This window comes from Vreelandella populi (genome assembly GCF_003989825.1).
Classification (GTDB): Bacteria; Pseudomonadota; Gammaproteobacteria; order Pseudomonadales; family Halomonadaceae; genus Vreelandella; species Vreelandella populi.
On the sequence record NZ_RZHE01000002.1, the window covers coordinates 283538 to 309035 of the forward strand.

The following is a 25498-nucleotide window of genomic DNA, read 5'->3' on the forward strand; positions in this document are numbered from 1 at the left end:
TTAAAGTGCCAGCGTTTCGCGTAAGTGCTTGAACAGCTTGCGCGAGCTGGTGGGCGGCTTGCCTTGGTCGCGTTCGCGCTGAGCATTGCGTATTAGCTGGCGCAGTGCTTGGCGGTCGGCATCGGGGTATTCCGCCATAAAAAGATCAACGGCAGGATCGCCGTCTTCCACGAGCCGGTCCCGCCATTTTTCAAGCCGGTGAAAGGCGTGATCGCGCTGCTCTTTTTCCTGCTCGATGGCGTCAAAAACGCCTTGTATGGCAACCAGGTCCTCCTTGCGGATCAGCTTGCCGACATACTGCATATGACGGCGACGGCCTTCATGGGAGCGGATGCGAGACGTTTCTTCAATGGCACGCAGCATATCGTCGGAGAGAGGAAAGCGGGCGCGCTCGGCAGGCCGCATGGCGATTAACGTTTCGCCAAGAGCCTGAAGGGCATGCATTTCGCGTTTGAGCTGCGATTTGCTGGGCCGCTCTTCGGGTTCCTGGGTATCAAAGGGCTCGGGGCGTTGTTTCGGCATAATAGGACTCACTGACTAAATTGGGCCCACTAACAAAGTAGGGCTCACTGACAAGATTCGTTGGCAGCATTATATCAGGCTGCGACCATAACATTGATTCGCTTAAGTGATTCAGGCGAAAAAGGAGGCCATATGGCACAGGCATTTGATGCATCCTCGCAGCAGGCTCTATTGACGAAGCGTGCAGAAGAGGCACTGGCCCTGGCCAAACGGCTGGGTGCAGATGCTGCCGAAGTGGGTGCGAGTGTCGACCAAGGCATAGGTATCAGCGTGCGCTTGGGAGAGGTGGAAACCGTTGAGCTTTCCCGCGACCAGGGAATAGCGGTTACTCTTTATGTGGGTAAACGCAAGGGTAGTGCGTCTTCCAGCGATGCAAGCTCCGCCTCTATCCAGGCGGCGGTCGAGAAGGCATTGGCGATTGCTCGCTACACCGGTGAAGACCCGGCGGCGGGCCTGGCAGATGCCGACCAGATGGCAACCGAGCTGCCTGATCTCAAGGTACATTACCCCTGGGCGCTAACCACTGACCAAGCTATTGAGCTAGCGCTTGCCTGTGAGCAGGCGGGCCGCGATGTTGAGGGTATTAGCCAGTCAGAAGGGGCATCGCTTTCAAGCGGTGAAGGTGTGCGGGTGTACGCCAATAGCCATGGTTTTCTGGGTACCCAGAAGGGCAGTAGCCATTCGCTCTCCTGCATGTTGATTGCTCAGGACGCAAACGGCATGCAGCGCGACTATGACTACACTTCCTCGCGCAACCCTGAAGCGCTACGTGATCCGGCGGACGTTGGTCGCGAAGCGGCTGAGCGCACATTGCGACGACTTGGCGCCCAGCGTCCACCTACGGGTACGTTTCCAATTCTGTTTGACCCTTCGCTATCCAGCGGATTGGTTGGCCATCTACTAAGCGCTTTAGCGGGCGGCGCCTTGTACCGACAATCCTCTTTTTTGTGTGACCGTTTGGGCACGCCGCTATTTCCTGAGTGGTTTAGCCTTGAAGAGCGGCCTATGGAAGTGGGGGCTACGGCAAGTACGCCATTTGATGGTGAGGGTGTTCAAACCCGTAATAACCGCTTTATTGATCAGGGAAGTATCGCAAGCTACATGCTCTCTTCCTACAGCGCCCGTCGCCTGGGGATGCAGACCACCGGTAATGCGGGCGGCGCGCGCAATGTGCGCCTTGACGCTCCATTGAAGACGCGCGAAGCGTTGCTCAAAGAGATGGGTCGAGGTATCTGGGTAACCGAGCTGATGGGCCAGGGGGTCAACGGCGTCACCGGTGATTACTCACGTGGCGCGGCCGGTTTCTGGGTGGAGAACGGCGAAATCCAGTACCCGATCGAGGAATTTACCATTGCCGGAAACCTGGAGCGCATGTTCTCAGGCCTGGTAGGTATTGGTAGCGATATCGATACGCGGGGCAGTATTCATACGGGCAGTTGGCTGATTGATGCGATGACGGTGGCCGGTAGCTGAACCAGCATGCACCGTTTAATAAGACAAAAGCCCGCAGTCATATCGCGGGCTTTTAGTAGGCGGACTTTGGCCCCGTAGGCTGAGCGCTCAGCGTTTCGGGCGGTAGTTCTCGTCCAGCCCCAGCCGTTCGAGAAGGCGGGTGAATAGAAAGGCCTCGTCGCCCTTGAGCGAGCGGCTCAGGCATTCTAGATACTCGCGGCGTGGGTAGCGCCACCAGCGCGGTGCCTTGTAAGCATCAAGGTCGATAGCAAACATGCGGCCCTCGCGAACTAGAAAGTTGCCGGTGTGCAGGCCGCGGCAGTGAATGCCATCGCGGTCGAAGGCGACCAGGGCGTCCAGATACTGCTCCTGAAGGTCTGGTGAGCCGAGGATTACCTGCCTGAGTGGCACGCCGTGTATATTCTCGGTAACCAGTCGATAGGGGCGGGCTTCAGTGATAGTCGGCGTCGCGATGCCGAGAGCTCCCAGGCGAGAAGCGACGAGCGCGAAGTTGAGCCCGGGATAGGGGCGGATGCGTAACAAGTAGCGGAGCCGGTCAAAGGCCTTTGGCTTAAAGGTCTTGATGAAGTGGTCGCGTTCGGAATCAAAGTAGACTCGGGAGTACTTGCCGGTCTGGATTAGCTGCATGGCTTTGCTCGGTAGATGGGGGATGACACCGCAGAAAGTCGATGGTCAGGCTTCTTCATCGAAGCGTGCCTTGAATAGAGCCTCCAGCGCATCCAGTGCTGCTTCGGCGTCATCGCCGACGGCTTCGACGGTCAGCGTTGTGCTGCATGGGGCGGCCAGCATGAGAAGTGACATAATGTTGGCGGCGTCGGCCTTCTGGGCCTGTTTGTAGATATATACCCGGGACTCGAACCGCTGCGCACAGGTGACCAGTTTGGTCGCGGCGCGGGCGTGCAGGCCGCGCTGATTGGTAAGGGTTAAAGTTCTTTCTGGCACCCTGATTCCTTTTATCCGAGTGGTGTCATGCAAAGTAAGCGATCAGGATACGCCGGGCTTCTGCTCGATGAGTGTCGCGATATCTACGGGCTCTGTTTGAGAGCCGCCCAGCGTGTACTGCAGCCCCAGTTCGCGGTGGCGCAAGTGCACGTCGCCTATTTGAGGTGCCAGCGCCTGCGCCAACTGCTCAGCCACGTACACAGAGCGATGCTGCCCACCCGTACAGCCAATTGCGACCGTCATATAGCTACGCTGACTGTTTCGATAAGCAGGCAACCAGCGTTCAAGCAGCATCTGAATATCGCGGGTCATATCTTCGACAATGGGATAGCCACGCAGAAAGTCGATGATCGTAGCGTCGCGCCCCGTATATTGACGTAATGTGGGGTCCCAGTAAGGGTTGGGCAGACAGCGCACATCAAATACTAGGTCGGCATCCATGGGTACGCCCCGCTTGTAGCCAAATGACTCGAAGGTAAGCGTGAGCTGATCTTTGCGCTGGTGGGCGACCTGATCGGTAATACGGCGGCGCAGGTCATGTACCGAGAGGCGGGAAGTGTCTATCAGCAGATCGGCTAGATCACGTATTTCGTTGAGGGTTTCTTCTTCTTTGCTGATCGCCTCTTCAAGCGTCATATGGCTATCACGCGTTAAAGGGTGGCGGCGTCGCGTGGCCGAGTAGCGCTCGAGCAGAATACGCGCATCGGTGGTCAGGTAGATAATCTGACAGTCGATTGGGCGCTGGCGCAGCTCTTCCAAGAGTGAAGGCAACCGTTCAAGCGCTGCAGGCAGGTTGCGCGCATCAATACTGACTGCCAGATGCGTACGACCACCTTCTTCACGAAGCTCATCTATCAACGAGCCCAGCAGCATGGCAGGAAGGTTGTCGATGGCGTAATAACCGATATCTTCCAACGCTTGGAGGGCAATAGACTTGCCAGACCCTGAGCGGCCGCTAATGATCACCAGTTGCATAGTGGTTCTCTTTGCATGAGGGTAAAGCGAGAAGATACGTAAGCTGCGAAGGATTAATGCGCAGCCTGTTCACGGATCTTGCTGGAAAGCAGATCAAGCAGTTCACGCTGGCTGCTAGTTTTTCGAAGCGCTTGGCGCGTGCTTGCATCATTCATGATGGTGGCAACCTGGCCAAGTAACGACAGGTGGGTATCATCGGCCTCTTCAGGCACGAGCAGTACAAAGACCAGATCCACCGGGTCGCCATCGATAGCGTCAAAATCGACGGGTTCTGACAGCTTGAGAAAGCCAGCAATAGGTGTTGCGCAATGCGGGCTTCGCGCATGGGGAATGGCAACGCCATTGCCAATCCCCGTGCTGCCAAGACGTTCTCTACCAATCAGACGGCTGAAAACTTCCTGGCTATCCAGGCTGGGTGTGTTTTGAGCGATAAAGGTGCTGAAGAACTCCAGCACCCGTTTTTTGCTGCCCCCGGGCACATCGTAAAGCACGCGCTCCGGGGGGAGAATGGTTTCCAGCGTCATCGAATTAACGCACGCCTGCGCCTTGGGCGCGGGCTTGTGCTTTTTCCTTATGCTTAACGAGTTGACGATCGATTTTGTCTGCTAATGCGTCAATGGCAGCATACATGTCGACATCTTCCGCATCAGCATGTAAGTCGGCACCTGCCGCATGAAGGGTGCACGCCGCTTGCTGGCGCTCCTTCTCAATGGATAAGGTTACTTGTACCGTAGTGATGTTGTCGTAATGACGTTCGACGCGTTCAAGCTTTTCATTAACATAGTCACGCAAGGCGTCAGTCAGTTCTACATGATGACCAGTGATGTTTACTTGCATTGACGTGCTCCTTATCCATCGGACTGTATTTCGATTGTAACCCTTTTTGCGCTATTGCAAAGCCCTTGAGACGAGTTTTGCCTTTTCAGCCTGAAAAGCGGTTGTAACAGACTACTTTAAACAACTATCTCAAGCGGCGTCGTTCACTCGAGGACGGAATGCCTAACGACTCGCGATATTTGGCAACGGTACGTCGAGCCACCGTAATGCCGCCTTCCTCCAGTAGGGTCACCAAGCGGCTGTCAGACAGTGGCTTGCCGGGCGGTTCGTCCTGAATCAGCTTTTTAAGTCGGGCGCGAATAGCCGTACTTGAATGGCTGTCGCCACCATCCTGACCACTGATCTGACTGGAGAAAAAGTATTTGAGTTCGAAAACGCCGCGAGGCGTGTGAATATATTTTTGTGTTGTCACCCGCGAAATGGTGGACTCATGCATTTCCACGGCTTCGGCAATATCAGCAAGAATCAGTGGTTTCATGGCCTCTTCACCTTGCTCTAGAAAACCGATCTGGCGCGTAACGATCTCGCGACCCACGCGTAGCAGTGTGTCGTTGCGGCTGGAGAGACTTTTGATCAACCAGCGCGCTTCTTGCAGGTGCTCTTTGAGAAACTGATTATCCTGGCTCTTGTCTGCCCGTTTAATCAGGCTGGCATAGTCGGGCTGAATGCGCAAACGGGGCAGGGCTTCGGGGTTAAGCTCAAGATGCCAGCCTTCGTTATCGTGACGCACCACCAGGTCCGGCGTGATGTAGCTATCATCGGTAACCCCGTAAGCACTGCCGGGGCGCGGGTCAAGACTACGGATCAGGCTGACCACATCCTCCAGCTGCTCGTCATCAAGCCCCAGGCGACGCTTTAACAACCGCAGGTCGTTTTTGCCCAGCGCTTCCAGAAACTGACGCACCAGACGGCGTGCAGGCACCAGCAGAGGCGTGTCGTCGGGTAAGGTAGCCAACTGAAGCATCAGGCATTCGCGCAGGTCACGGGCGAAAACGCCAGTAGGTTCAAATTGCTGCAGGCGCAGCAGAATGGTCTCCATCTCGCGCTGGTTGAGTCCTTCAAGGCCCTGAGCGCGCAGCCCGTCCCGGATGTCATTGAGCGGCTGCATTAAATAGCCGTTGGCATCTAGCGCATCAATCAAGCTTTCGGCGACCAGCTGTTCGCGAGCATTGAAATCGGTCATGGCCAGCTGCCAAAGCAGATGCCCGTGCAGGCTTTGTCCGGCAGCTTGACGTTCAAAGTCCGGGCCATCGCTGCTCCCGGCTGAGCTGGCCATGTCTTGATAAGTATCAGACCAGTCGCTATCCACCGAGAGCTCGTTTGGGATGCTTTCTGACCATTCTGCTTCCTGAGGCTCAACGGTGGCTTGCTCGCCGAATTCATCTTCCTGTTCCAGCATTGGGTTGGCATCCAACGCCTGCTGAATTTCCTGGCGCAGGTCCAATGTGGATAGCTGTAACAGGGCAATTGCCTGCTGCAGCTGAGGTGTCATGGTCAGCTGCGTACCGATACGCAATTGGAGAGAAGCTTTCATGACCATCTGAGAACCACTCGTTAATCGGAAAGCTCCACACTAGTGCGAGTCATGTCCATGTGCAAGTGCAATAAGCATGCCACTGGGAATAATTTTGCTGCAGGTCACTGTTTAAAGACGAAAATCAGCGCCCAAATAGACCTCTCTTACTTTTTTGTTGTTAAGGATGGTTTCGGGACTTCCGCCAGCAATTATATGACCATCGCCCACGATGTAGGCAATGTCGCAGATATCCAGCGTTTCCCGTACGTTATGGTCGGTAATCAGTACGCCAATATGACGTTTTTTAAGGGCACGGATAATGCTTTTAATTTCGCCTACCGAAATAGGGTCTACCCCTGCAAACGGCTCATCAAGCAGGATAAAGGCAGGCTCTGTTGCCAGCGAGCGGGCAATTTCTACTCGGCGTCGCTCGCCCCCAGAAAGGCTCATGCCCAGGTTGTCGCGGATATGGGTGATATGGAAATCTTCTAAAAGGCTTTCCAGGCGCTGCTCACGCCCAGCGCTATCCAGCTCCTTTCGTGTCTCCAGTATCGCCATGATGTTATCCGCAACCGACAGCTTGCGAAAAATGGACGCTTCCTGAGGTAGATAGCCAATGCCCGCCATGGCACGTTCATGCATGGGGGCGCGGGTGAGGTCTAGCTCATCGATACTTACCGTGCCGGCGTCTGATTTAACGAGGCCCACAATCATGTAAAATGAGGTGGTTTTACCTGCACCATTCGGGCCCAGCAGGCCAACCACGCTCCCTTGAGCAATTTCCAGGCTGATATCCTGAACCACCCGGCGACGCTTGTAACTTTTAGCCAGGTGATTAGCGTAAAGCGTTTTGATTGGCGCTGATTCCGCAGTAGCCATCGGCTGCTCCTATTGCGCTGGCTGAAGTGTCATACGAATGCGTTGCGGCTCACTGCCGCTAACGTCCGAACGCGCCTGCACGACCCCGCGGTCGATAAAGTACTCAAGGCGCCCGCCGTTGAACTGGTCCCTGCCTTGGGTAAGCTCAGCCTGGTCGATAAGCTCAACACGGCGTTCTGCTACGTGATAAATCACTCGGCGCCCCCAGCCTTCCATGGGCGTTTCCTCATTTTCCAGTTGATTGCGCAAGTAAGCGCGTTCTCCCGTCGCCGTTACCAGAGAGAGTTCGCCAGCTTCATTACGCTGAATTTCAACGCGCTCGCCGCGCAGTTGCATATTACCCTGGCGGATATCGACATTGCCGGAGTAAACCGCTGTGCCGGCGCGCTGATCAAGGTCCAGCCGGTCGGCCTCAACTTCAACCGGTGCCTGGCTGTTCTGGGCCGCTGCCGATAGCGGCACCGCGAGGGCGAAAAGCGCGGTACGAACAAGAGCTTTCATAGCGACTCCTAAGGGGTTTGTGTCGCGGGCGGATGGTGGCCGCGTACATTATCGGTTAACCGGACCTGGCTATCGTCAAGCCAGACATCCATACGTGTTGCACTCATTTGCTGAGGCGGCTGCTGGAGCAGGGCGGGCGCCTCGCTCCAGGCGTGGCGCGCCAAGCCATCATAGTGCAGCTCTTCAGTATCCAACTGCCAGCCTTCAGTCGGGGCAAGCAGTCTGGCCTCACCTAAAAGGGTGAGTGCCTGAGTATCTGTATTCAGCGTGCCCTGATTGGCGTTGGCAAGCCATTCGCGATTATCGCTGTCATACAGGGTGGCTTCAGGCTGGGTCGCTTCAGCCGCCGCGCGTTGGGGTATATATATCAACAAAGGCGAAGCCAATGACTGTTCAACCCGGCCGGATTCGCCAAATAGAGTGATTTTCGCATTCTCCAGCACGTGGCCGGGCTCTTCTGCCTGAGCGTCCGGGTCGATCGGTCGTTCATTAGGGCTGCGCGGGTCAAGCCACACTAGCAATACCCCTAAAGCAATGACCAGGCCTGCCAGCCAAACGCGCTTTCTGGCCCACTTAAACATTACGAACGACCGTGTAAATAAGTATCAAGTACCGAACCCCAGTGACCTTGAGCTTCCAGCAACGTATCGCAGATCTCGCGTACCGCGCCATGCCCACCCAGGCGGTCGGTAATCCAGTCCGCGTGAGTAAGCATGTAATCTGGTGCGTTCGGTACCGTAATACCCACACCTGCTCGTTTGATCGGGGCAAGGTCAGGCAAATCGTCGCCGCAGTAGGCCACCTGGCTCAAGTCCAGATTCAGATGTTGACAAAGCGTTTTTAAGGTGGCGAGCTTATCTTCGCAGCCTTGGTAGACATGAGGGATGCCGAGCGATGCTGCACGCTGACTTACCATCGGCGAATCGCGGCCGGTAATTAACGCTACATGAATACCCACCCGTTTGAGTAGTTTCAAGCCATGGCCGTCTTGGGTATGAAATGCCTTGATCTCGATGCCATCAGCCTGGAAGTAGAGGCGCCCATCGGTGAGAACGCCATCTACATCCAGGGCAAGCAGGCGAACGTGGCGAATCCGGTCAAGTAAGGCAGTAGGGAGGGCCATCAAAGACTCCTTGTCAGTCAACATGTCGGTCAATATTGGGTTAGCGTAGTTAAATAACGCCGCTGGCGAGTAGATCATGCATATGCAGCGCCCCAATAGGGCGCTGGTCTTCATCGACGACCGCCAGCGCGGTGATGCGACTATCTTCCATTATGCGCACGGCTTCAGCAGCCAGAATGTCAGGCCCGATGCGCTTGCCAGGACGCGTCATTACCTCATCTACCGTTACTTCGCGCAGGTCGTGGAACTGATCGAGTGTACGGCGTAAATCGCCATCGGTGTAAACCCCGGCCAGACGTCCTTCATTATCTATCACGCAGGTGAAACCGAGCCCTTGGCGAGTAATTTCAAGTAGCGCATCACGCAGCGGGCTGCCCAAGGCTACCTGGGGAAGGCGTGAACCGCCGTGCATTAAATCTCTGACACGTAGTAACAGGCGTTTGCCCAGGCTGCCCCCAGGGTGGGATAAGGCGAAATCATCGGCAGTAAAGCCGCGGGATTCAAGCAGGGCGACGGCAAGGGCATCCCCCAAAGCGAGTGCCGCTGTGGTAGAGCTAGTAGGCGCCAAGTCAAGCGGACAGGCTTCGCGTTCAACGCCGCTATCCAAATGTGCATCGGCATGTTTGGCAAGCGTTGAGCCAGGCTTGCCTGTCATGCTGATCAGGGGCGTGCCCAGGCGCTTTAACAAGGGTAGTAACGCTGTAACTTCAGAGGTTTCACCCGAATTGGAAAGCGCCAGTACCACGTCAGTACGGGTAATCATGCCAAGATCGCCGTGGCTCGCCTCACCCGGGTGAACAAAAAAGGCAGGGGTGCCGGTGCTGGCAAGCGTGGCCGCAAGCTTCCCTGCAATATGCCCTGACTTGCCCATCCCGGTTACCACCACGCGGCCTTGGCAGGCCAGCATTAGCTCGCAGGCACGGTCAAAGTTCTCATCAAGCTTGCCTTGAAGACCGCCAATGGCCGCTTGTTCAATTTGCAGCGTGCGTAAAGCGCTTTCACGCAGTCGGCTAAGAGTGGAAGAGGGCTGGTGCATGAAAATCTCATTTTGGTAATAACATGATGCGATTAACGGACAAGAATACCATTTTGTGCGCGCCTATAAGCATAGCGCTTTAAAGGGTTTTTATGCCGCATTGGAACGCCTCCTCGTCTGTAAGTGCCATTAGAGTTAAGATACGATGTTCGATAATTGTTCGAAAACACTGTTTTTAAACTGTAGAATAGGCTTGAAGAATCACAGGCCCGCTCGAATCAAGCGACGATGGGAGTCGACCAACCCATGACAGATGTCCCCTTTATTGAGATTGAAGATGTGCACTTCTCACGTGGGAGTCACGAGATCTTTCGCGGCATTAACATGATTATCCCGCAGGGCAAGGTGACGGCGATCATGGGGCCTAGCGGTACCGGTAAAACAACGCTTCTGAAGTTAATCGGCGGGCAGTTAACCCCTGATCAGGGGCGCATTCTGGTAGATGGGCAGAACGTTCATCGTCTGTCGCGAAAGGCGTTATTTACGTTACGCAAGCGTATGGGAATGCTGTTTCAAAGCGGAGCGCTGTTTTCTGACCTGAATGTATTTGAAAACGTGGCATTTCCGCTGCGGGTACATACCAATTTGCCCGACGCAATGATCCGTGATCTAGTGCTGCTCAAACTTGAGGCGGTCGGCCTACGCGGCGCGCGCCATCTATCGCCTGCTGAGCTCTCTGGGGGGATGGCAAGGCGTGTGGCGCTTGCCCGGGCTATTGCATTAGACCCGGAACTTATTCTTTACGATGAGCCCTTTGTCGGACAGGACCCCATTTCCATGGGCGTGTTGGTGCAACTGATCAAGCGGCTTAATGAAGCGCTGGCGCTAACCTCCGTGGTGGTTTCTCATGATATCAAGGAGACCTTGAGCATTGCCGACTATCTTTATCTACTTGCCGATGGTCAGGTGGTGGCCGAGGGGACGCCACACACCTTGAATGCCAACCAGGACCCGCGTGTGAGCCAGTTTGTGCATGGAGAGCCCGATGGCCCGGTGCCGTTCCACTATCCCGCTGAGACGCTTTATAGCGATATTCTTGGCCAAGCTACCGCGACAAGGGCAGGGTAATGCAGTCAAGATTTGAACAAGGCGTTGACCGTATCGTCCGATTAGGGCGTAAAGGGTGTGACGTGATGGAAGCGTTGGGCCGTGCCGGACTGTTTCTTGGCCAGTCAGCTGTGGGCATACCCTCCCGGGAGGGGTGGTATCTATGGCTTCGCCAGATGCATTTTGTCGGTGTCTTATCGCTTGCCATTGTGATTGTATCGGGCCTTTTTATTGGCATGGTGCTGGCGCTTCAGGGCTACACCATCTTGGTCGATTTTGGTGCCGAGCAGGCATTGGGACAAATGGTGGCGCTCTCGCTGTTGCGTGAGTTGGCGCCAGTGGTGGCTGCTTTGCTATTTGCCGGGCGGGCAGGGTCAGCGCTGACGGCTGAAATTGGCCTGATGAAAGCGACCGAGCAGCTGACCAGTATGGAAATGATCGGCGTTGATCCTCTGCGCCGGGTTATTGCGCCAAGGCTTTGGGCCGGGTTTGTGGCCCTGCCGATTTTAACCGTGGGCTTTGGCGTGGTCGGCATCTGGGGCGGTTACCTGGTCGGTGTGCAGTGGCTGGGCGTTTTTGAAGGGTCCTACTGGAGCAATATGCAGGCCAGTGTTTCCTTTGTCAGCGATGTGGGTAACGGCATGATCAAGAGTTTGGTCTTTGCGATCGTTGTGACCTGGATTGCGGTTTTCCAAGGCTATGATCTGGTGCCTACATCGGAAGGCATTTCGCGTGCTACCACGCGCACTGTGGTGTATTCGTCGCTTGCGGTACTGGGGCTTGATTTTGTACTGACTGCCGTGATGTTCGGCGGTCTTTGATGGGTGGAGTGATTTCATGAAGCGCAGTAAAACCATGGAGTTTGGTGTAGGTCTGTTCATGCTGGCGGGTATTGTAGGGCTGGTGTTTCTGGGCCTGCGTGTGAGCGGCCTAAGCCTTGCGGCTCCTTCTGAAACGTTTCACCTGGATGCCAATTTTGCCAATATTGGCGGTCTCAAGCCACGCGCCCGCGTGACCATGGCAGGTGTAACAGTTGGGCGTGTAGAGTCCATTGACCTCGACACCGAATGGTATGACGCCAAAGTCACTCTGCGTCTGGATAGTGACCTGGAAGGCCAGCTTTCCCGGGATACCACAGCGGCAATATTAACTGCCGGTTTGTTGGGAGAACAGTATATTGGGTTAAGTGTGGGTGGTGACCCGGATGTGCTGGAGGATGGCGATACCATCCGCGATACCCAGTCAGCGCTGGTGCTTGAAGAACTTATTCAGCAATTTGTATCCAATATGGCAAGTAACTAAACGTTCTTTACGAGGTGAATATGATGCGTAAGACTACCGTTCCTCTACTTCGCTGGCTGGTTGCTTTGGTGGTGCTGGCATTGGCTTTACCGCTGCAGGCACAAGCGCAATCTCAGACGCCTGAAGCGATGGTCCGAGAAAATGTTGATGCCCTGATGGGTGAAATCGAGGGCAAAAAGGATTACTACGCCAACAATATGGGTGAACTTGAAGCCCTGGTTGACGATAGCCTCGAGGATGTAGCGGACTTTCGCTATATCGGCGCAAGCGTGATGGGAAACTACTTTCGTAACGCCTCCCCAGAGCAGCGCAGCCGGTTTGCCGATGTCTTTCGTCAGACTCTGATTGATACCTATACACGTGGACTGGTGACGTTTGACTATAGGGATCTGCGTGTACTGGATACGCAGCGTAGCCAGCGTTATGAAGATCAAGCCAGTGTTGATATGGAAGTTGTCGCCACTAACGGTCAGGTTTACCCGGTGAGCTATAGCCTGCGCCTTTCCAACAATGAATGGCGGGTTGTCAACGTGATTGTTAACGGCATCAACCTGGGGCTTACCTTCCGCAATCAGTTTGACCAGGCCATGCGCGAAAACAACCGCGACTATGATGCTGTGATTCGTGGCTGGGCGCCTGAAATCGGTGTTGAAGAGCTAGAGCAGGGGGGCGATGCGTGACACGCCTATTGTCACAATCCCTGGTCGATCTTGAGGCCGAGCAGAGCACATTGCGTGTTGTCGGAGATGTTGGGATGGCAGTAGCGGCTGAACTGGCCGCTGCTGGCAAGAAATGGCTTGAAGCCACGGACGAAAAGAGTGTCACCTTTGATTTCAGCGGTGTTCAAAAGGCCAGCAGTGCCGTCATCAGCGTACTATTTGAATGGCTGCGTACCTGTCAGGCCCAGGGTATTGCTGTAAGCGCCGTCATGCTTTCCGCGCCGCTCGAACGCTTGGCGTCCCTTTCTGAACTTGATGCATTGATCCATTCGCCAGCCCTAACTCTTTAGGGTTGGCACCCTTGGCATCGCCAAGCGTGTCGCTTTTCTTTATTATGTTGCCTCATTGTTTTTATTTGCCCAACTATTCACCACTACTTCGAAGGAGTTTCCTGTCTCATGCAACCCAATGAGGTAAAAGCACTGCTTGAATCCCGTATCGATGGATGTGAGTTTCATATTCAGGGAGAAGGTTGTAACTTTCAGGTGATTGCGGTTGGTGAAGCCTTTGAAGGTCTCTCTCCGGTTAAGCGCCAGCAATTGGTCTACTCCGCGTTGAGTGATGAAATTGCCTCAGGCGCGCTACACGCTATCAGCATTAAAACCTTTACCCCGGTGCAGTGGTCCTCCGCGCCGGAAAACGCCCAGTAACGGCGGCCCAATGGATAAGTTAATCATTACCGGCAATGGGTCGGTCGACGGTGAAGTGTGGGTGAGCGGCGCCAAGAATGCGGCACTGCCTATTTTGTGTGCCAGCCTCTTGGCCGATGGTCCGGTCGTCATCGGTAATCTGCCACACCTGCAGGATATCACCACCACGCTTGAGCTATTGGGCCGCATGGGCGTGGAGCCGGTGATGGGCGAAAAGCTCAGCATTCAGCTGGATGGTTCGCAGGTAACCCGCTGTCACGCGCCTTATGAGCTGGTCAAGAAAATGCGCGCCTCTATTCTGGTTCTGGGGCCGCTGCTTGCTCACTTTGGTGAGGCCGATGTGTCGCTGCCGGGCGGGTGCGCCATCGGTTCTCGGCCGGTTGATCTGCATATTCGCGGCCTGGAAGCCATGGGCGCTGATATCCGGGTTGAGAGCGGCTATATTCGTGCCCGTGTGGATGGTCGCCTGAAGGGCGCGACGATCTTCTTCGATACAGTGACGGTAACGGGTACTGAGAACTTGTTGATGGCCGCAACCCTGGCTGACGGCAAAACCATTCTTGAGAACGCGGCGCGCGAACCTGAAATCGTTGATCTGGCCGAGTGCTTGATCAAGATGGGCGCCAATATTCGAGGCCATGGCACCGACACCATCGTGATTGAAGGCGTCGAGAAGCTTCACGGCTGCCATCACGATGTCATGCCGGATCGTATCGAGACCGGGACGTTTCTGGTGGCGGCGGCAATGACCGGTGGCCGGGTGAAGGTCAAGCGTACCCGAGCTGACATTCTGGAAGCAGTGCTTGCCAAGCTTGAAGAGGCAGGTGCCGAAATTACCAGCGGTGATGACTGGATTGCCTTGGATATGCACGGTAAAAGACCCAAGGCCGTCAATATTCGCACCGCGCCCTATCCGGCTTTCCCAACCGATATGCAGGCCCAGTTTGTAGCTATGAACGCGGTAGCAGAAGGGCATTCGCGGGTAGTGGAAACCATCTTTGAGAACCGCTTCATGCATGTGCAGGAGCTCAACCGCATGGGCGCCAACATCGCCCTGGAAGGCAACACGGCTTTAATCAACGGTGTGGAAAAGCTTTCCGGTGCACCAGTGATGGCCACTGACCTTCGCGCCTCGGCATCGCTGGTGATTGCAGCGATGATGGCGGAAGGCGAAACGCTGGTTGATCGTATTTACCATATCGATCGCGGCTACGAGTGTATTGAAGAGAAACTGCAGTTGCTGGGTGCGCGTATTCGCCGAATTCCCGGCTAAGCCATGCTATTAACCATTGGCCACTACAATGAGTAAGCAACTAATTTTAGCCCTTTCCAAAGGGCGTATTCTGGACGAAACGCTACCGCTGCTCGCTGATGCCGGTATTACACCAGCAGAAGATCTGGGTAAAAGTCGCAAGCTGCTGTTTGATACCAATTTGGCAGACGTCAAGTTGGTGGTCATTCGGGCAACCGACGTGCCCACCTATGTGCAATTGGGCGCGGCGGATCTGGGGATAGCTGGTAAAGATGTACTCTTGGAGCATGGCGCCGAGGGACTCTACGAGCCGCTCGACCTGGATATCGCCCGTTGCAAGCTGATGACAGCTGGGGTAACGGGTGAGCGGCCTGCCCATGCTCGCCGGCGTGTGGCAACCAAGTTTGTCAATATTGCCAGACGCTACTATGCCGAGCAGGGGATTCAGGCCGAGGTGATCAAGCTTTATGGAGCCATGGAGCTTGCGCCCTTGATGAATCTGGCCGATGAAATTGTCGATATTGTTGATACTGGCAACACGCTGCGTGCCAATGGCATGGAGCCGCGTGAGTTGATTGCCCATATCAGCACGCGTCTGGTGGTCAATAAAGCGGCCATGACTATGAAGCACGAACGTATCAAGCCGCTTCTGGCACGTTTGGAAAGCGCGGTCAAAAAGCGCCAAGCACTGCTTACGAAATGACGCGGGAGTTTTTATGAGCACTATGTCTTCAGCCACGATTTATCGTCTTTCGACGCGCGATGACACCTTCGAGCAGCGCCTGAATGCGCTCCTGGACTGGGAGGGTGTGTCAGATAGCGCCGTTCAGACACGTGTTGATGAGATTCTGGCCGACGTCAAGCAGCGTGGTGATGCCGCCGTTATCGAAGCGACTAATCGCTTTGATCGCCTGTCGGTTGAGAATATGCAGGCGCTGCGCTTGACGCCTGACCAGCTGGAGCAGGCCTTCAATAATCTGCCAGCCGAGCAGCGTGAGGCATTAGCCCGCGCGGCTGAGCGGATCAGGGTTTATCACGAACGCCAAAAACCGACCTCCTGGCAGTACGAGGAGGCTGACGGAACGGTGCTGGGTCAGCAGGTAACGGCGCTTGATCGAGCAGGTATTTACGTGCCGGGCGGCAAGGCCGCTTATCCTTCATCGGTGTTGATGAATGCGATTCCTGCTCACGTGGCGGGCGTACGTGAAATTGTCATGGTAGTACCCACCCCTGATGGCGTGGTCAACGAGTTGGTACTGGCCGCAGCGCATCTGGCAGGCGTCGATCACGTCTTCACCATCGGCGGCGCTCAGGCGATTGCCGCCATGGCTTACGGCACGGAAACGGTGCCGCGCGTCGACAAGATCGTAGGCCCTGGCAATATCTATGTTGCAACCGCCAAGCGGGCCGTGTTTGGTCAGGTAGGTATCGACATGATTGCGGGCCCTTCAGAAATTCTGGTGGTTTCTGACGGGCAGACCGACCCTGACTGGCTGGCAATGGACCTGTTTTCTCAAGCGGAACATGACGAGGATGCTCAGGCCATTCTGGTAAGCTGGGATAGCGCTCACTTGGATGCGGTGGCCGAGGCGATTGAGCGTTTGCTACCCACGCTTGAGCGTGAAGACATTGTGCGGGAATCGCTTGGCCGGCGAGGCGCACTGGTGCTCTGTCAGGATAAAGCAGAGGCAGTTACTCTGATTAACCGAATCGCACCCGAGCACCTTGAGCTTTCTGTTGATGCGCCTGACACATGGTTGAATGATGTTCGTCATGCAGGCGCGATCTTTATGGGGCGCTACACCGCAGAAGCGCTAGGGGATTACTGCGCAGGCCCCAATCATGTTCTGCCAACCTCGGGTACGGCGCGATTCTCATCACCGCTTGGCGTCTATGATTTTCAAAAGCGCTCCTCGATCATTAACTGCTCACGCGAGGGCGCCTCCACGTTAGGTAAAGTCGCATCGGTATTGGCCCGGGGTGAGTCGCTGACCGCCCATGCGCGATCAGCTGAGTATCGTATCCAAGACTGACCCCCTCAGGCGAGCGTTACGAGCCGTTCGGACGTTCGCCTGCTGGTGCATTGTTGATAACCGGGCGTTCGCCTACATCCAGCGTTATATCCATACGTTCTCCGCTACGTACGATGGTCAGCGGTAGGGAAGTCCCGGGCGGTATTGAGGCAATATTGCTCATTGTGGCCCGGGCATCCAGAACCGCTTGGCCGTCGATGGACAGCAGAATATCACCCGGCTCCAGGCCAGCTCTGTCGGCCGGGCCGTCGCTTACCACGCCCGCAACAATCACTCCCTGTGGGGTGCGCAGCCCAAACGAGGCAGCAAGCTCCCGCGACAGCGCCTGGGCTTCTATACCCAGCCAGCCACGAATTACCCGTCCCTGCGTCACCAGCTCATCCAGAATGCTGTGCGCCAGATTGGTCGGAATGGCAAAGCCAATACCCTGAGAACCACCCGATCGGGAGAAGATAGCAGTGTTGATGCCTACCAGTGCGCCATCAGGATTGACCAGTGCGCCGCCTGAGTTACCTGGGTTGATGGCTGCGTCGGTCTGAATAAAATCTTCATAGGCGTTCAATCCCAAATGGCTGCGCCCGGTGGCGCTGATAATGCCCATGGTGACGGTTTGACCTACACCAAACGGATTGCCGATCGCCAGTGCCACATCGCCCACAGCCACGTCGGCAGAATCGGTCATTTCGATCACCGGCAGATCATCAAGGCTGATACGCAGCACCGCTAGATCACTTTCCGGGTCAGTGCCCACTACTTCAGCAAGGGTTTCGCGGCCATCGCGTAGTGCCACCTGGATTTCATCTGCACCATTGATGACGTGATGGTTGGTCAGTACATAGCCATCGTGGCTGACGATAACGCCCGAGCCCAGGCTCGATAGCATGCGCTGATGGGTCGTGGCGTCGTCGCCATTGAAAAACTGTTGGAAAAAGGGGTCTGACATCAATGGGTGCTGGTCGCGCTCGACAATGCGCGATGAGTAGATATTGACGACGGCAGGTGCTGCCTGATTGACCGCATTGGAATAGCTGGCTGGCCCCTGATGGCGCGAAAGTGGAGCGGCCTGGCGAATCTCGGGTGCGGGGCGATTGCTGGCTGGCTCGCTAACATTCACTAGTGGTGAAGCGGGCGCTTGTGACGGCGCGGACGGCTCGCTGTTAAACGGATTGGGCAGTGTATCGGGGAACGCAAATAGTAGCAGGGCAGCCAGGAGTACCCCAGTCAAGATAGGCCATAAATAAGGCAGCACATAGCGGTGCATGCAAAAAGTCCTCAACGGGTAGCGGTCTTGTCAAACGATAGGTTCGCGATATCACGAAGCGCGTTTTACTATGGCATCATGGTAACACTTTCTGGTGTTCATCCTCACGATAGTCAGCGAATCATTAAAGGAGCCTTTGTGACCCATCGCGACCAAATAGTAGCCGCTTGTGATCATCAGCTGCGGGCGTCAACTTTTAAGGATTTCACCATTAACGGTTTGCAGGTTGCCGGGCGCGAGCAGGTCAAGCGGGTGATGAGTGGTGTCACTGCCTGTCAGGCGCTACTGGATGAGGCCGTCGCCTGGCAGGCCGATATGGTATTGGTTCATCACGGTTATTTTTGGAAAAATGAGCCGATCGCCATTACCGGCATGAAGCATCGGCGCATCAAAACGTTGATGGATCACGATATCAACCTGGTGGCTTACCATCTGCCTCTAGATGCTCACATTGAAATGGGTAACAACGCAGAGCTTGCCAAGCGTCTGGGGTGGAAAGTGGAAGGTTGTCTGGATGGGGAGTTGGGTGAAGGGTTGCTCTGGTCGGGACGTCTCCCGCAACCGCAGCGCATTCACACGCTGGCGGTGCAAATAGCCGGTACGTTACAGCGTACGCCGATGGTTATTGAAGCCGAAAATGACAGTGATATTGAACGGATCGCGTGGTGTACGGGCGGCGCGCAGGACATGATTGCCGCCGCTTCCGAGGCGGGCGCGCAGGCGTTTGTATCCGGCGAAATTTCCGAGCGTACCACCCATCTGGCACGCGAATTGGGCATTCACTATATTGCCGCTGGACACCATGCCACCGAGCGCTATGGCGTGCAGGCGCTAGGCGAGTGGCTGGCCGATGAGTACGCTATCGAGCATCGCTTTGTCGATATTGATAACCCCGCCTGACCCTAGGGCGGCGGGGATAAGGAACCGCTGGTGCGCGCCTTAAATTGCACGCTTAGTAGCGGGGCGGCTGTGGGGTAGCGTCGCTTTCCTTCAAGCCAAAGTTTTCTGAAAGTGTGCCGTTCTTGCCGTCAGCATAGTCACGAGGAGTAGCCAGGCTGTTCTCCGAGTCCAACACGGTTGTCTTGGTGGTTTCTGGCTGCGCAGGTGGCTGACGCTCCTTGAGGGCGGCAGGCGTATTGCTGCCCAGGTGCCACTGCTGTGCATCTTCCACAATTTTCTGCTCAAGCTGATCGGCTTGAGCACGAATGCTGTTCACGTGCTCAAAAACGCCGGTCAGATGGCTTCCCATGCTCTTTTTGAGCTCAGCAATTTGATGTTCTCGTTCCAGCAACGTTTGGCGTAAAGAGGCGTTGTGACGCTCCCCTTTGCTAAACAGACGATAGCATCCCAAACCGATGATGAAGCCGATAATGATGCCAATGATGGCAAAGGTATAAGGCGAGCTTGCTTCCACAGTTTTCTCCCTGACACTTGGTGCGCCCCGTCACTCGTGAGTGAGCGGTTTGCGAACGAATCAAACCTCATTATAGGCGTCGATTAGTTGGTTAGGTCAATCCAACCATGCGCTTAGACGTTGTGCAGCGTATAATCCCTGCTTTTTGAAGGCGGCAGGTCGGATCTATAATGCCGTCGTGATACGCATGGGAGCGAGTAAATGCCAGCTACTTCTGCAGACCAAAAGGCGAGTCAGTCATCTCGGCCAACGCCCATGGAGCGCTATCGTGCTGACTTGATGCGCGAAGATTTTCAGCATGATGCGGCTCAGGAGTTGGCGGTCGGGCATTTACAGCGCCTTTATGATGATCTAATGGCCGCGCCCACCACCGTTCCTAAGGCCATGCTCGCCCATGGTGGATTGAAAGCCAAGATGAAGGGCTTGTTCGGTAAATCCTCGTCTTCAAGGGAGCCCGCATTGCCTCAGGTGCAGGGCGTTTATTTTTGGGGCGGAGTAGGGCGCGGTAAAACCTATCTGGTAGACAATTTTTATGAAGCGCTACCTTTTCCTGAAAAGATGCGCACCCATTTTCACCGTTTCATGCAGCGGGTTCACAACGAGCTGACCCACTATAAAGGTGAAAAAAATCCGCTGACATTGATTGCAGGCAAGTTTGCTTCTGAAGCGCGGGTTATCTGTTTTGATGAGTTTTTTGTCAAAGATATTACCGATGCCATGATTCTGGGCAATTTGCTTGAGGCGCTGTTTGAGCGGGGCGTGGTGCTGGTGGCGACGTCCAATATCGTACCGGATGATCTGTATAAGGATGGCTTGCAGCGGGCGCGTTTTCTTCCGGCCATTGATCTGGTCAAGCGTCACTGCAAAATCGTCAACGTCGACTCTGGCGTCGATTACCGGTTGCGAGCGCTTGAGCGGGCGGAGATTTTTCACTCCCCCCTTGATGAGGCGGCCGAACAGGAGCTTGCGCGCAGCTTTCGCGAAATCGCTGGGCAAGAGGGGGAGGCCAACGCCCCGCTGGAAATCAATCACCGCGTGCTGAAAACGCGCAGACTGCATGAGAACGTCGCCTGGTTTGAATTTCTGGAGCTTTGTGACGGGCCGCGTAGCCAGAATGACTATATTGAGCTGGCCCGGAGCTTCAATACCGTGCTGGTGTCGAATGTTAAACGGATGGAAGCCAGGCATGACGATCAGGCGCGTCGCTTCATCAATATGGTCGATGAGTTTTACGATCGCGGTGTGAAGCTTCTGATGTCAGCCGAGGTGCCGGTAGAAGAGCTTTACAGCGAAGGCAAGCTTACCTTTGAATTTCAGCGCACGCTGTCGCGCCTTCAAGAAATGCAGTCACGGGAATATTTGGCACTGCCCCATAAGCCCTGAACGGACTTATTGGCCTGGGGTAAGAAAAAGCCACGATTAGGGCTTAACTTGTCCGGCGGCTTACTGTAGAATGCCGCCTCGCTACATGTTGCTGGGCCAAACCCGGCAACCAAAAAAAATAGGGACGGTGCTTCACCGCTTGACGGTGTTAGTCGCCCAACACACTTAATCTGGTGATTTCATCCATGAAGACGTTCAGTGCTAAGCCGCAGTCCGTCCAGCGCGACTGGTATGTTGTCGACGCTACGGACAAAACGCTCGGTCGTCTGGCAACCGAGATTGCTCGCCGCCTGCGTGGCAAGCATAAGCCCGAATTTACTCCTCACGTTGATACCGGCGACTACATCGTTGTCATCAATGCTGAGAAAGTCCAAGTGACTGGCAACAAGGCGAAGGCTAAAACCTACTACCGCCACACCGGTTACCCGGGCGGCCTGCGCTCCATGACATTCGACAAGATGCTTGATCATGCGCCTGAGCGCATCATCGAGTCTGCCGTAAAAGGCATGCTGCCGAAGGGCCCGCTGGGTCGCGCCATGTATACCAAGTTAAAAGTGTACGCCGGTGCCGAGCATCCGCATGCTGCTCAACAGCCGCTTGAACTGAACATCTGAGGAAATCTTCGCCATGACACAGCAGTATTACGGTACCGGGCGCCGCAAGACTTCCACCGCTCGCGTGTTTATGAAGCCGGGCTCTGGCAAAATTACTGTCAACGACAAAGACCTCGACCTGTATTTTGGTCGTGTGACTGGTCGTATGGTGGTTCGTCAGCCGCTTGAACTGACTGAAACGCTGAGCCAGTTCGACATTTTTGTTACTGTCGCTGGTGGCGGCGGTTCTTCTCAGGCTGGCGCTATTCGTCACGGTATTACCCGCGCCCTGATGAACTACAACGAAGACCTGCGTCCTACGCTGCGTGCCGCTGGCTACGTAACGCGTGATGCGCGTCAAGTTGAGCGTAAGAAAGTCGGCTTGCGCAAAGCACGTCGTCGCCCGCAGTTCTCCAAGCGTTAATTTTTCAACGCTGTGCGGCAAAACGCCCAGGCCACCGGCCTGGGCGTTTTTTATTGTACTATTCAAAGTACTATTTAAAGTATTTTAAATAGAACGATGAAAATCGCTATTCAGTGCGCTTTTCAGAGGTTGGCTTGATGCAGCTCATCGGCATCGGCATAGCTGAGTGCTATCTTGATGCGGCGTTTTCGTGGATAAGAGAGATCTTGCATGGCAGATCACGGCATTAACAAAGCCCGACGCCGCTTCCTTGTAGGGGCTACTTCCGTTGTAGGAGCGGTAGGCGTGGTGGGCGTCGCCGTGCCTTTTGTAGCGGCATGGAAGCCGAGCGCCCGAGCGCGAGCGGCAGGCGCCCCTGTTCTGATCGATATCTCCAAGCTACGCCCTGGACAGCGTATAACCGTCGAGTGGCGAGGCAGGCCTGTATGGATTATCCGTCGTACGCCGGAAATGATAGCGCGCACTCGGGCGCTTTCGCCGGATATTTTGGCAGATCCCGATTCCCGTCAGCAGCAGCAGCCAGCCTACGTCAGCGGCGAGCTTCGCTCACTCAAGCCCGAGATCGGCGTTCTGGTAGGTCTGTGTACCCATTTTGGCTGTTCGCCCCTGTACAGGCCCGAGCCTGATGCGGCAGAACCAGGTAGTGACGAATGGTCTGGCGGATTTTACTGCCCATGTCATGGTTCGCGCTTTGATTTGGCCGGGCGTGTGTATACCAACATGCCGGCGCCAACCAATCTTGAAGTGCCGCCGTACCGTTTTTTGGGTGATGCAATTATCGAGTTAGGCGAAGACGGGGAGCTTAGCTGATGACTGCACCGAAGCGGGAAGAAGGGCAGAGCTGGCTGGGCGCACGCTTCCCGGTAAGCAGGCTGTGGCGTGAACATCTGGCCAATTACTATGTACCTAAAAATCTTAATATCTGGTACGTGTTTGGCTCGCTTGCCCTGCTGGTGTTGGTCATTCAGGTAGTGACTGGTATTTGGTTGACCATGAGCTATAGCCCCACGGCTGATGGAGCGTTCGCATCAATTGAGTATATTATGCGCGACGTTGAGTGGGGATGGTTGATTCGTTACCTGCATACCACGGGAGCGTCTGCTCTATTTATCGTGATGTATCTGCATATGTTCAGAGGGCTTTTGTACGGCTCTTATAAAGCTCCGCGTGAGCTTGTATGGATACTGGGCATGACCCTGTACCTGATATTAATGGCAGAAGCCTTTATGGGCTATTTGTTGCCATGGGGGCAAATGTCTTATTGGGGCGCGCAGGTTATTACGTCACTATTTTCAGCTATTCCGTGGGTTGGGCCGGATCTTGCTCAGTGGGTACGTGGCGACTATCTGGTATCGGGCGTTACCTTAAACCGTTTTTTTGCGCTGCATGTCATCGCGTTGCCGTTGGTTATTCTGACGCTTGTAGTGCTGCATATTATGGCGCTACACGAAGTAGGCTCCAATAATCCTGATGGAATCGAAATTCGCCAGCATAAAGATGATACGGGCAAGCCGCTGGATGGTATTCCCTTTCACCCGTATTATACCGTTAAAGATCTACTCGGCGTGGCGATCTTTCTATTTGTCTTTTGTGGCGTGGTATTTTATTTTCCCGAAGGAGGCGGTCTGTTTATCGAGCAGCCGAACTTCGAGTCCGCCGATCCGCTGAGTACACCTGACCATATTGCGCCGGTTTGGTACTTTACGCCTTTCTACGCTATTTTGCGGGCGGCCAACTTCTCTGTATTGGGGCTGGATGCGCGGTTACTTGGCGTGATTTTGATGGCCGGAGCAATTGCCATACTGTTTGTTCTGCCTTGGCTTGACCGCAGCCCGGTGCGTTCCATGCGCTACAAGGGCTGGATGTCAAAAATAATGCTTGGGCTTTTTGCGATAAGTTTTGTCGGGTTGGGCGTTCTGGGTGTGCTGCCTTCAACGCCAGAGCGGACGTACATGGCGCAAGGATTGACGGTTATCTATTTTGCCTATTTTTTGCTTATGCCTTTTTATACCCGGTGGGAAGCAACCCGTCCCGTTCCAAAGAGAGTGGGCCGCTGATGAGCAAATGGTTGTTGGCGCTTGGTTTACTGATAATGTCCTGGATGGCGCATGGCGAGAGCGGTATGCCGGTGTCGCGTTCGATATCACCAGATATAAATGATCAGGCATCGCTTCAGCGCGGCATGAAGCTATATGTCAATTACTGCCTGGGGTGTCATACGCTTACCTATCAGCGATTTTCGCGGGCGGCCGATGACCTGAATATTCCTCGGGCGTTGATGGAAGACAGTCTTATCTTCTCACCGGAGCTTGCCTTTAATGACCCCATGCATAATGCGCTGGAAGTCGAAGTGGCCCGGCAGTGGTGGGGAAGCGCGCCGTCTGATTTGACGCTGACAGCTAAGCTGCGCGGTGTTGATTGGGTTTATGCTTATCTGCTGGGGTTTTATGAAGATCCCGGCCGGCCGCTAGGGGTCAATAATACGGTTTATGAATCGGTAGCCATGCCCAACGTGCTAGAGCCGCTCCAGGGGGTGCAGACACTGGGCTGCCCTGAAGGGGTTTCAAGGGTGTTGAGCACACCAGAAAAGTGTCGCGAGCTTATACTTGTTCGACCCGGTTCGCTGGAGCCCGCCGAATTTGAGCGGGCGGTTTACGATATCACCAATTTTTTAGCCTATGTTAGTGAACCCTCCCGATTGAAAGCGCAGGGTGTTGCGCCCAAGGTGATGATTTTTTTGTTTGTTTTTGGGGTGCTTGCGTATTTGCTTAAGCGCGAATATTGGAAGGATATACGCAGGCCAGGTGTTAATGAATGATGAAAGCCACAGCGCAAACTTTATGCCTGCTGTTTTCATGCCAAGCGGTAACCCACACAGGCTGCCTTACCATAAGGGAGCTATGGCGTGTTATTATCCATAATTGTTTTGATGCGAGGATGCTTTCATGGGTGTTGTGGCCAAGCGGTCGTCGATGATTTTTTACTCAGGTAGTGATGATCATTTCAGTCATCGTGTGCGCATTGTTCTGGCTGAGAAGGGGGTCGCTGTTGATATCGTTGATGTAAACGAAGAACAGCCACCTGAAGATTTGGCAGACCTCAACCCGTATAACAGCGTACCGACGCTGTTGGATCGTGATCTGGTGCTTTATGAGTCCAAGGTCATGATGGAGTATCTGGATGAGCGCTTCCCGCATCCGCCGTTGTTGCCTGTTTACCCGGTAGCCCGGGCGCAAAGCCGCCTGTGGATGCACCGTATTGAGCGTGAATGGTGCCCTATGGTGGATCTGATTCGTAGCGGTGGGAAAAAAGAAGCCGACAAGGCGCGTAAAGAATTGCGTGAAAGCCTTATTGGTATCTCGCCGATCTTTGAAGATATGCCTTTCTTCATGAGTGAAGAGTTTACCTTGGTGGACTGCTGCCTGGCTCCGATCTTATGGCGTCTGCCGGATCTTAATATCGAGCTGCCTGAAAAGCAGGTCAAGCCGCTTTTAAGCTACATGTCGCGGGTGTTTGAGCGCGAAGCATTCAAGGCGTCCTTGAATGAGCGTGAAAAAGAGATGCGTGTGTAATTTATCTGGCCCCTTGGCCTTGTAAAGGCGGGGGCCTAACTTGT

At 54.8% G+C, this 25498-nt stretch carries 32 protein-coding genes; 18 read left to right on the forward strand and 14 right to left on the reverse strand.

The genetic code is table 11. The annotated features are described in order from the left end of the window. Positions 1-522 (reverse strand): ribosome biogenesis factor YjgA, encoded by a 522-nt coding sequence (gene yjgA, locus ELY25_RS01205; protein ID WP_126949479.1) that lies wholly within the window; start codon positions 520-522, stop codon positions 1-3. Between the two features lie 132 nt (positions 523-654). Between yjgA and pmbA the strand changes: the two genes are divergently transcribed. Then, positions 655-1995, forward strand: a complete 1341-nt coding sequence (gene pmbA / locus ELY25_RS01210; RefSeq protein ID WP_126949480.1) for a metalloprotease PmbA — start codon at positions 655-657, stop codon at positions 1993-1995. Between the two features lie 87 nt (positions 1996-2082). Here pmbA and ELY25_RS01215 read toward each other — a convergent pair whose 3' ends face one another. From ELY25_RS01215 to ELY25_RS01265, 11 genes are all read right to left on the reverse strand, one after another. After that, positions 2083-2622: a BUD32 family EKC/KEOPS complex subunit gene (locus tag ELY25_RS01215; protein WP_126949481.1), complete on the reverse strand. Its 540-nt coding sequence runs from the start codon at positions 2620-2622 to the stop codon at positions 2083-2085. Between the two features lie 45 nt (positions 2623-2667). Then, complete coding sequence (locus tag ELY25_RS01220) at positions 2668-2937, reverse strand: HPr family phosphocarrier protein (RefSeq protein WP_126949482.1); 270 nt, start codon at positions 2935-2937, stop codon at positions 2668-2670. Positions 2938-2979: 42 nt separating this feature from the next. Beyond that, entirely contained in the window at positions 2980-3912 is a 933-nt protein-coding gene (rapZ, locus tag ELY25_RS01225) for an RNase adapter RapZ (RefSeq protein ID WP_126949483.1), read from the reverse strand. A gap of 53 nt (positions 3913-3965) precedes the next feature. Beyond that, a complete protein-coding gene (gene ptsN, locus ELY25_RS01230; protein ID WP_126949484.1) occupies positions 3966-4436 on the reverse strand; it encodes a PTS IIA-like nitrogen regulatory protein PtsN in 471 nt (156 codons plus the stop codon). A 4-nt stretch (positions 4437-4440) separates the two neighbouring features. Further along, positions 4441-4749, reverse strand: coding sequence for a ribosome hibernation-promoting factor, HPF/YfiA family (gene hpf / locus ELY25_RS01235; RefSeq protein WP_018915735.1), 309 nt, complete (start codon positions 4747-4749; stop codon positions 4441-4443). 124 nt (positions 4750-4873) lie between these two features. Then, on the reverse strand, positions 4874-6289 hold the full coding sequence (locus ELY25_RS01240; protein ID WP_126949485.1) for an RNA polymerase factor sigma-54: 1416 nt from the start codon (positions 6287-6289) through the stop codon (positions 4874-4876). Positions 6290-6394: 105 nt separating this feature from the next. Further along, the gene (lptB, locus tag ELY25_RS01245; RefSeq protein WP_221885405.1) at positions 6395-7144 is read right to left on the reverse strand and encodes an LPS export ABC transporter ATP-binding protein; all 750 of its coding nucleotides are present in this window, start codon (positions 7142-7144) and stop codon (positions 6395-6397) included. Positions 7145-7153: 9 nt separating this feature from the next. Beyond that, positions 7154-7645 (reverse strand): lipopolysaccharide transport periplasmic protein LptA, encoded by a 492-nt coding sequence (gene lptA, locus ELY25_RS01250; RefSeq protein WP_126949486.1) that lies wholly within the window; start codon positions 7643-7645, stop codon positions 7154-7156. A gap of 8 nt (positions 7646-7653) precedes the next feature. After that, positions 7654-8226 carry an LPS export ABC transporter periplasmic protein LptC gene (gene lptC / locus ELY25_RS01255; RefSeq protein ID WP_126949487.1) on the reverse strand — a complete coding sequence of 191 codons (573 nt, stop codon included), beginning with the start codon at positions 8224-8226 and terminating at the stop codon, positions 7654-7656. Then, entirely contained in the window at positions 8226-8768 is a 543-nt protein-coding gene (locus tag ELY25_RS01260) for a KdsC family phosphatase (protein ID WP_126949488.1), read from the reverse strand. Before ELY25_RS01260 ends, lptC begins: the two co-directional genes overlap by 1 nt. A gap of 49 nt (positions 8769-8817) precedes the next feature. Then, a complete protein-coding gene (locus tag ELY25_RS01265) occupies positions 8818-9804 on the reverse strand; it encodes a KpsF/GutQ family sugar-phosphate isomerase (RefSeq protein ID WP_126949489.1) in 987 nt (328 codons plus the stop codon). 246 nt (positions 9805-10050) lie between these two features. Here ELY25_RS01265 and ELY25_RS01270 point away from each other — a divergent pair, with 246 nt between their 5' ends. From ELY25_RS01270 to hisD, 9 genes are all read left to right on the forward strand, one after another. Next, the gene (locus tag ELY25_RS01270) at positions 10051-10872 is read left to right on the forward strand and encodes an ABC transporter ATP-binding protein (protein ID WP_126949490.1); all 822 of its coding nucleotides are present in this window, start codon (positions 10051-10053) and stop codon (positions 10870-10872) included. Further along, on the forward strand, positions 10872-11672 hold the full coding sequence (mlaE, locus tag ELY25_RS01275) for a lipid asymmetry maintenance ABC transporter permease subunit MlaE (RefSeq protein ID WP_126949491.1): 801 nt from the start codon (positions 10872-10874) through the stop codon (positions 11670-11672). The genes ELY25_RS01270 and mlaE overlap by 1 nt, the downstream gene beginning before the upstream one ends. A 16-nt stretch (positions 11673-11688) precedes the next feature. Next, complete coding sequence (mlaD, locus tag ELY25_RS01280) at positions 11689-12153, forward strand: outer membrane lipid asymmetry maintenance protein MlaD (protein WP_126949492.1); 465 nt, start codon at positions 11689-11691, stop codon at positions 12151-12153. Positions 12154-12176: 23 nt separating this feature from the next. Continuing rightward, complete coding sequence (locus ELY25_RS01285; protein WP_126949574.1) at positions 12177-12833, forward strand: MlaC/ttg2D family ABC transporter substrate-binding protein; 657 nt, start codon at positions 12177-12179, stop codon at positions 12831-12833. Beyond that, positions 12830-13162 carry an STAS domain-containing protein gene (locus ELY25_RS01290; protein WP_126949493.1) on the forward strand — a complete coding sequence of 111 codons (333 nt, stop codon included), beginning with the start codon at positions 12830-12832 and terminating at the stop codon, positions 13160-13162. The genes ELY25_RS01285 and ELY25_RS01290 overlap by 4 nt, the downstream gene beginning before the upstream one ends. Before the next feature lie 108 nt (positions 13163-13270). Beyond that, complete coding sequence (locus tag ELY25_RS01295) at positions 13271-13522, forward strand: BolA family protein (RefSeq protein ID WP_126949494.1); 252 nt, start codon at positions 13271-13273, stop codon at positions 13520-13522. 10 nt (positions 13523-13532) lie between these two features. Next, entirely contained in the window at positions 13533-14795 is a 1263-nt protein-coding gene (murA, locus tag ELY25_RS01300; protein WP_126949495.1) for a UDP-N-acetylglucosamine 1-carboxyvinyltransferase, read from the forward strand. 28 nt (positions 14796-14823) lie between these two features. Beyond that, positions 14824-15477: an ATP phosphoribosyltransferase gene (gene hisG / locus ELY25_RS01305; protein WP_126949496.1), complete on the forward strand. Its 654-nt coding sequence runs from the start codon at positions 14824-14826 to the stop codon at positions 15475-15477. A gap of 13 nt (positions 15478-15490) precedes the next feature. Further along, positions 15491-16807 carry a histidinol dehydrogenase gene (gene hisD / locus ELY25_RS01310; protein ID WP_126949497.1) on the forward strand — a complete coding sequence of 439 codons (1317 nt, stop codon included), beginning with the start codon at positions 15491-15493 and terminating at the stop codon, positions 16805-16807. Positions 16808-16823: 16 nt separating this feature from the next. On the opposite strand, the gene ELY25_RS01315 is transcribed toward hisD, so the two are convergent. After that, on the reverse strand, positions 16824-18068 hold the full coding sequence (locus ELY25_RS01315; RefSeq protein WP_126949498.1) for a Do family serine endopeptidase: 1245 nt from the start codon (positions 18066-18068) through the stop codon (positions 16824-16826). 138 nt (positions 18069-18206) lie between these two features. On the opposite strand from ELY25_RS01315, the gene ELY25_RS01320 reads away from it, so the two are divergent. Further along, a complete protein-coding gene (locus tag ELY25_RS01320; protein WP_126949499.1) occupies positions 18207-18968 on the forward strand; it encodes a Nif3-like dinuclear metal center hexameric protein in 762 nt (253 codons plus the stop codon). Positions 18969-19020: 52 nt separating this feature from the next. Here the strand turns inward: ELY25_RS01320 and ELY25_RS01325 are convergent, their stop codons facing one another. Beyond that, the gene (locus ELY25_RS01325) at positions 19021-19482 is read right to left on the reverse strand and encodes a ZapG family protein (protein ID WP_126949500.1); all 462 of its coding nucleotides are present in this window, start codon (positions 19480-19482) and stop codon (positions 19021-19023) included. A 201-nt stretch (positions 19483-19683) separates the two neighbouring features. Between ELY25_RS01325 and zapE the strand changes: the two genes are divergently transcribed. The 7 genes from zapE to sspA all read left to right on the forward strand — a co-directional run bounded on the left by zapE (position 19684) and on the right by sspA (position 25454). Continuing rightward, complete coding sequence (zapE, locus tag ELY25_RS01330) at positions 19684-20865, forward strand: cell division protein ZapE (RefSeq protein WP_126949501.1); 1182 nt, start codon at positions 19684-19686, stop codon at positions 20863-20865. A gap of 185 nt (positions 20866-21050) precedes the next feature. Then, positions 21051-21479, forward strand: a complete 429-nt coding sequence (gene rplM / locus ELY25_RS01335) for a 50S ribosomal protein L13 (protein ID WP_089702948.1) — start codon at positions 21051-21053, stop codon at positions 21477-21479. A gap of 13 nt (positions 21480-21492) precedes the next feature. After that, positions 21493-21882: a 30S ribosomal protein S9 gene (gene rpsI / locus ELY25_RS01340; RefSeq protein WP_106373124.1), complete on the forward strand. Its 390-nt coding sequence runs from the start codon at positions 21493-21495 to the stop codon at positions 21880-21882. Between the two features lie 210 nt (positions 21883-22092). Continuing rightward, a complete protein-coding gene (petA, locus tag ELY25_RS01345) occupies positions 22093-22692 on the forward strand; it encodes a ubiquinol-cytochrome c reductase iron-sulfur subunit (RefSeq protein WP_126949502.1) in 600 nt (199 codons plus the stop codon). Then, entirely contained in the window at positions 22692-23939 is a 1248-nt protein-coding gene (locus ELY25_RS01350) for a cytochrome b (protein ID WP_126949503.1), read from the forward strand. The genes petA and ELY25_RS01350 overlap by 1 nt, the downstream gene beginning before the upstream one ends. Then, positions 23939-24700, forward strand: coding sequence for a cytochrome c1 (locus ELY25_RS01355; RefSeq protein ID WP_126949504.1), 762 nt, complete (start codon positions 23939-23941; stop codon positions 24698-24700). The genes ELY25_RS01350 and ELY25_RS01355 overlap by 1 nt, the downstream gene beginning before the upstream one ends. 127 nt (positions 24701-24827) lie before the next feature. Next, entirely contained in the window at positions 24828-25454 is a 627-nt protein-coding gene (gene sspA / locus ELY25_RS01360; RefSeq protein WP_126949505.1) for a stringent starvation protein SspA, read from the forward strand. Positions 25455-25498 lie beyond the last annotated feature (44 nt).

Bases quoted from the DNA above. Each gene is read 5' to 3' on its own strand.
- yjgA (WP_126949479.1), bottom strand. From the start codon at position 522: ATGCCGAAACAACGCCCCGAGCCCTTTGATACCCAGGAACCCGAAGAG.
- pmbA (WP_126949480.1), top strand. From the start codon at position 655: ATGGCACAGGCATTTGATGCATCCTCGCAGCAGGCTCTATTGACGAAG.
- ELY25_RS01215 (WP_126949481.1), bottom strand. From the start codon at position 2,622: ATGCAGCTAATCCAGACCGGCAAGTACTCCCGAGTCTACTTTGATTCC.
- rapZ (WP_126949483.1), bottom strand. From the start codon at position 3,912: ATGCAACTGGTGATCATTAGCGGCCGCTCAGGGTCTGGCAAGTCTATT.
- ptsN (WP_126949484.1), bottom strand. From the start codon at position 4,436: ATGACGCTGGAAACCATTCTCCCCCCGGAGCGCGTGCTTTACGATGTG.
- hpf (WP_018915735.1), bottom strand. From the start codon at position 4,749: ATGCAAGTAAACATCACTGGTCATCATGTAGAACTGACTGACGCCTTG.
- ELY25_RS01240 (WP_126949485.1), bottom strand. From the start codon at position 6,289: ATGGTCATGAAAGCTTCTCTCCAATTGCGTATCGGTACGCAGCTGACC.
- lptB (WP_221885405.1), bottom strand. From the start codon at position 7,144: ATGGCTACTGCGGAATCAGCGCCAATCAAAACGCTTTACGCTAATCAC.
- lptA (WP_126949486.1), bottom strand. From the start codon at position 7,645: ATGAAAGCTCTTGTTCGTACCGCGCTTTTCGCCCTCGCGGTGCCGCTA.
- lptC (WP_126949487.1), bottom strand. From the start codon at position 8,226: ATGTTTAAGTGGGCCAGAAAGCGCGTTTGGCTGGCAGGCCTGGTCATT.
- ELY25_RS01260 (WP_126949488.1), bottom strand. From the start codon at position 8,768: ATGGCCCTCCCTACTGCCTTACTTGACCGGATTCGCCACGTTCGCCTG.
- ELY25_RS01265 (WP_126949489.1), bottom strand. From the start codon at position 9,804: ATGCACCAGCCCTCTTCCACTCTTAGCCGACTGCGTGAAAGCGCTTTA.
- ELY25_RS01270 (WP_126949490.1), top strand. From the start codon at position 10,051: ATGACAGATGTCCCCTTTATTGAGATTGAAGATGTGCACTTCTCACGT.
- mlaE (WP_126949491.1), top strand. From the start codon at position 10,872: ATGCAGTCAAGATTTGAACAAGGCGTTGACCGTATCGTCCGATTAGGG.
- mlaD (WP_126949492.1), top strand. From the start codon at position 11,689: ATGAAGCGCAGTAAAACCATGGAGTTTGGTGTAGGTCTGTTCATGCTG.
- ELY25_RS01285 (WP_126949574.1), top strand. From the start codon at position 12,177: ATGCGTAAGACTACCGTTCCTCTACTTCGCTGGCTGGTTGCTTTGGTG.
- ELY25_RS01295 (WP_126949494.1), top strand. From the start codon at position 13,271: ATGCAACCCAATGAGGTAAAAGCACTGCTTGAATCCCGTATCGATGGA.
- murA (WP_126949495.1), top strand. From the start codon at position 13,533: ATGGATAAGTTAATCATTACCGGCAATGGGTCGGTCGACGGTGAAGTG.
- hisG (WP_126949496.1), top strand. From the start codon at position 14,824: ATGAGTAAGCAACTAATTTTAGCCCTTTCCAAAGGGCGTATTCTGGAC.
- hisD (WP_126949497.1), top strand. From the start codon at position 15,491: ATGAGCACTATGTCTTCAGCCACGATTTATCGTCTTTCGACGCGCGAT.
- ELY25_RS01315 (WP_126949498.1), bottom strand. From the start codon at position 18,068: ATGCACCGCTATGTGCTGCCTTATTTATGGCCTATCTTGACTGGGGTA.
- zapE (WP_126949501.1), top strand. From the start codon at position 19,684: ATGCCAGCTACTTCTGCAGACCAAAAGGCGAGTCAGTCATCTCGGCCA.
- rplM (WP_089702948.1), top strand. From the start codon at position 21,051: ATGAAGACGTTCAGTGCTAAGCCGCAGTCCGTCCAGCGCGACTGGTAT.
- rpsI (WP_106373124.1), top strand. From the start codon at position 21,493: ATGACACAGCAGTATTACGGTACCGGGCGCCGCAAGACTTCCACCGCT.
- petA (WP_126949502.1), top strand. From the start codon at position 22,093: ATGGCAGATCACGGCATTAACAAAGCCCGACGCCGCTTCCTTGTAGGG.
- ELY25_RS01350 (WP_126949503.1), top strand. From the start codon at position 22,692: ATGACTGCACCGAAGCGGGAAGAAGGGCAGAGCTGGCTGGGCGCACGC.
- ELY25_RS01355 (WP_126949504.1), top strand. From the start codon at position 23,939: ATGAGCAAATGGTTGTTGGCGCTTGGTTTACTGATAATGTCCTGGATG.
- sspA (WP_126949505.1), top strand. From the start codon at position 24,828: ATGGGTGTTGTGGCCAAGCGGTCGTCGATGATTTTTTACTCAGGTAGT.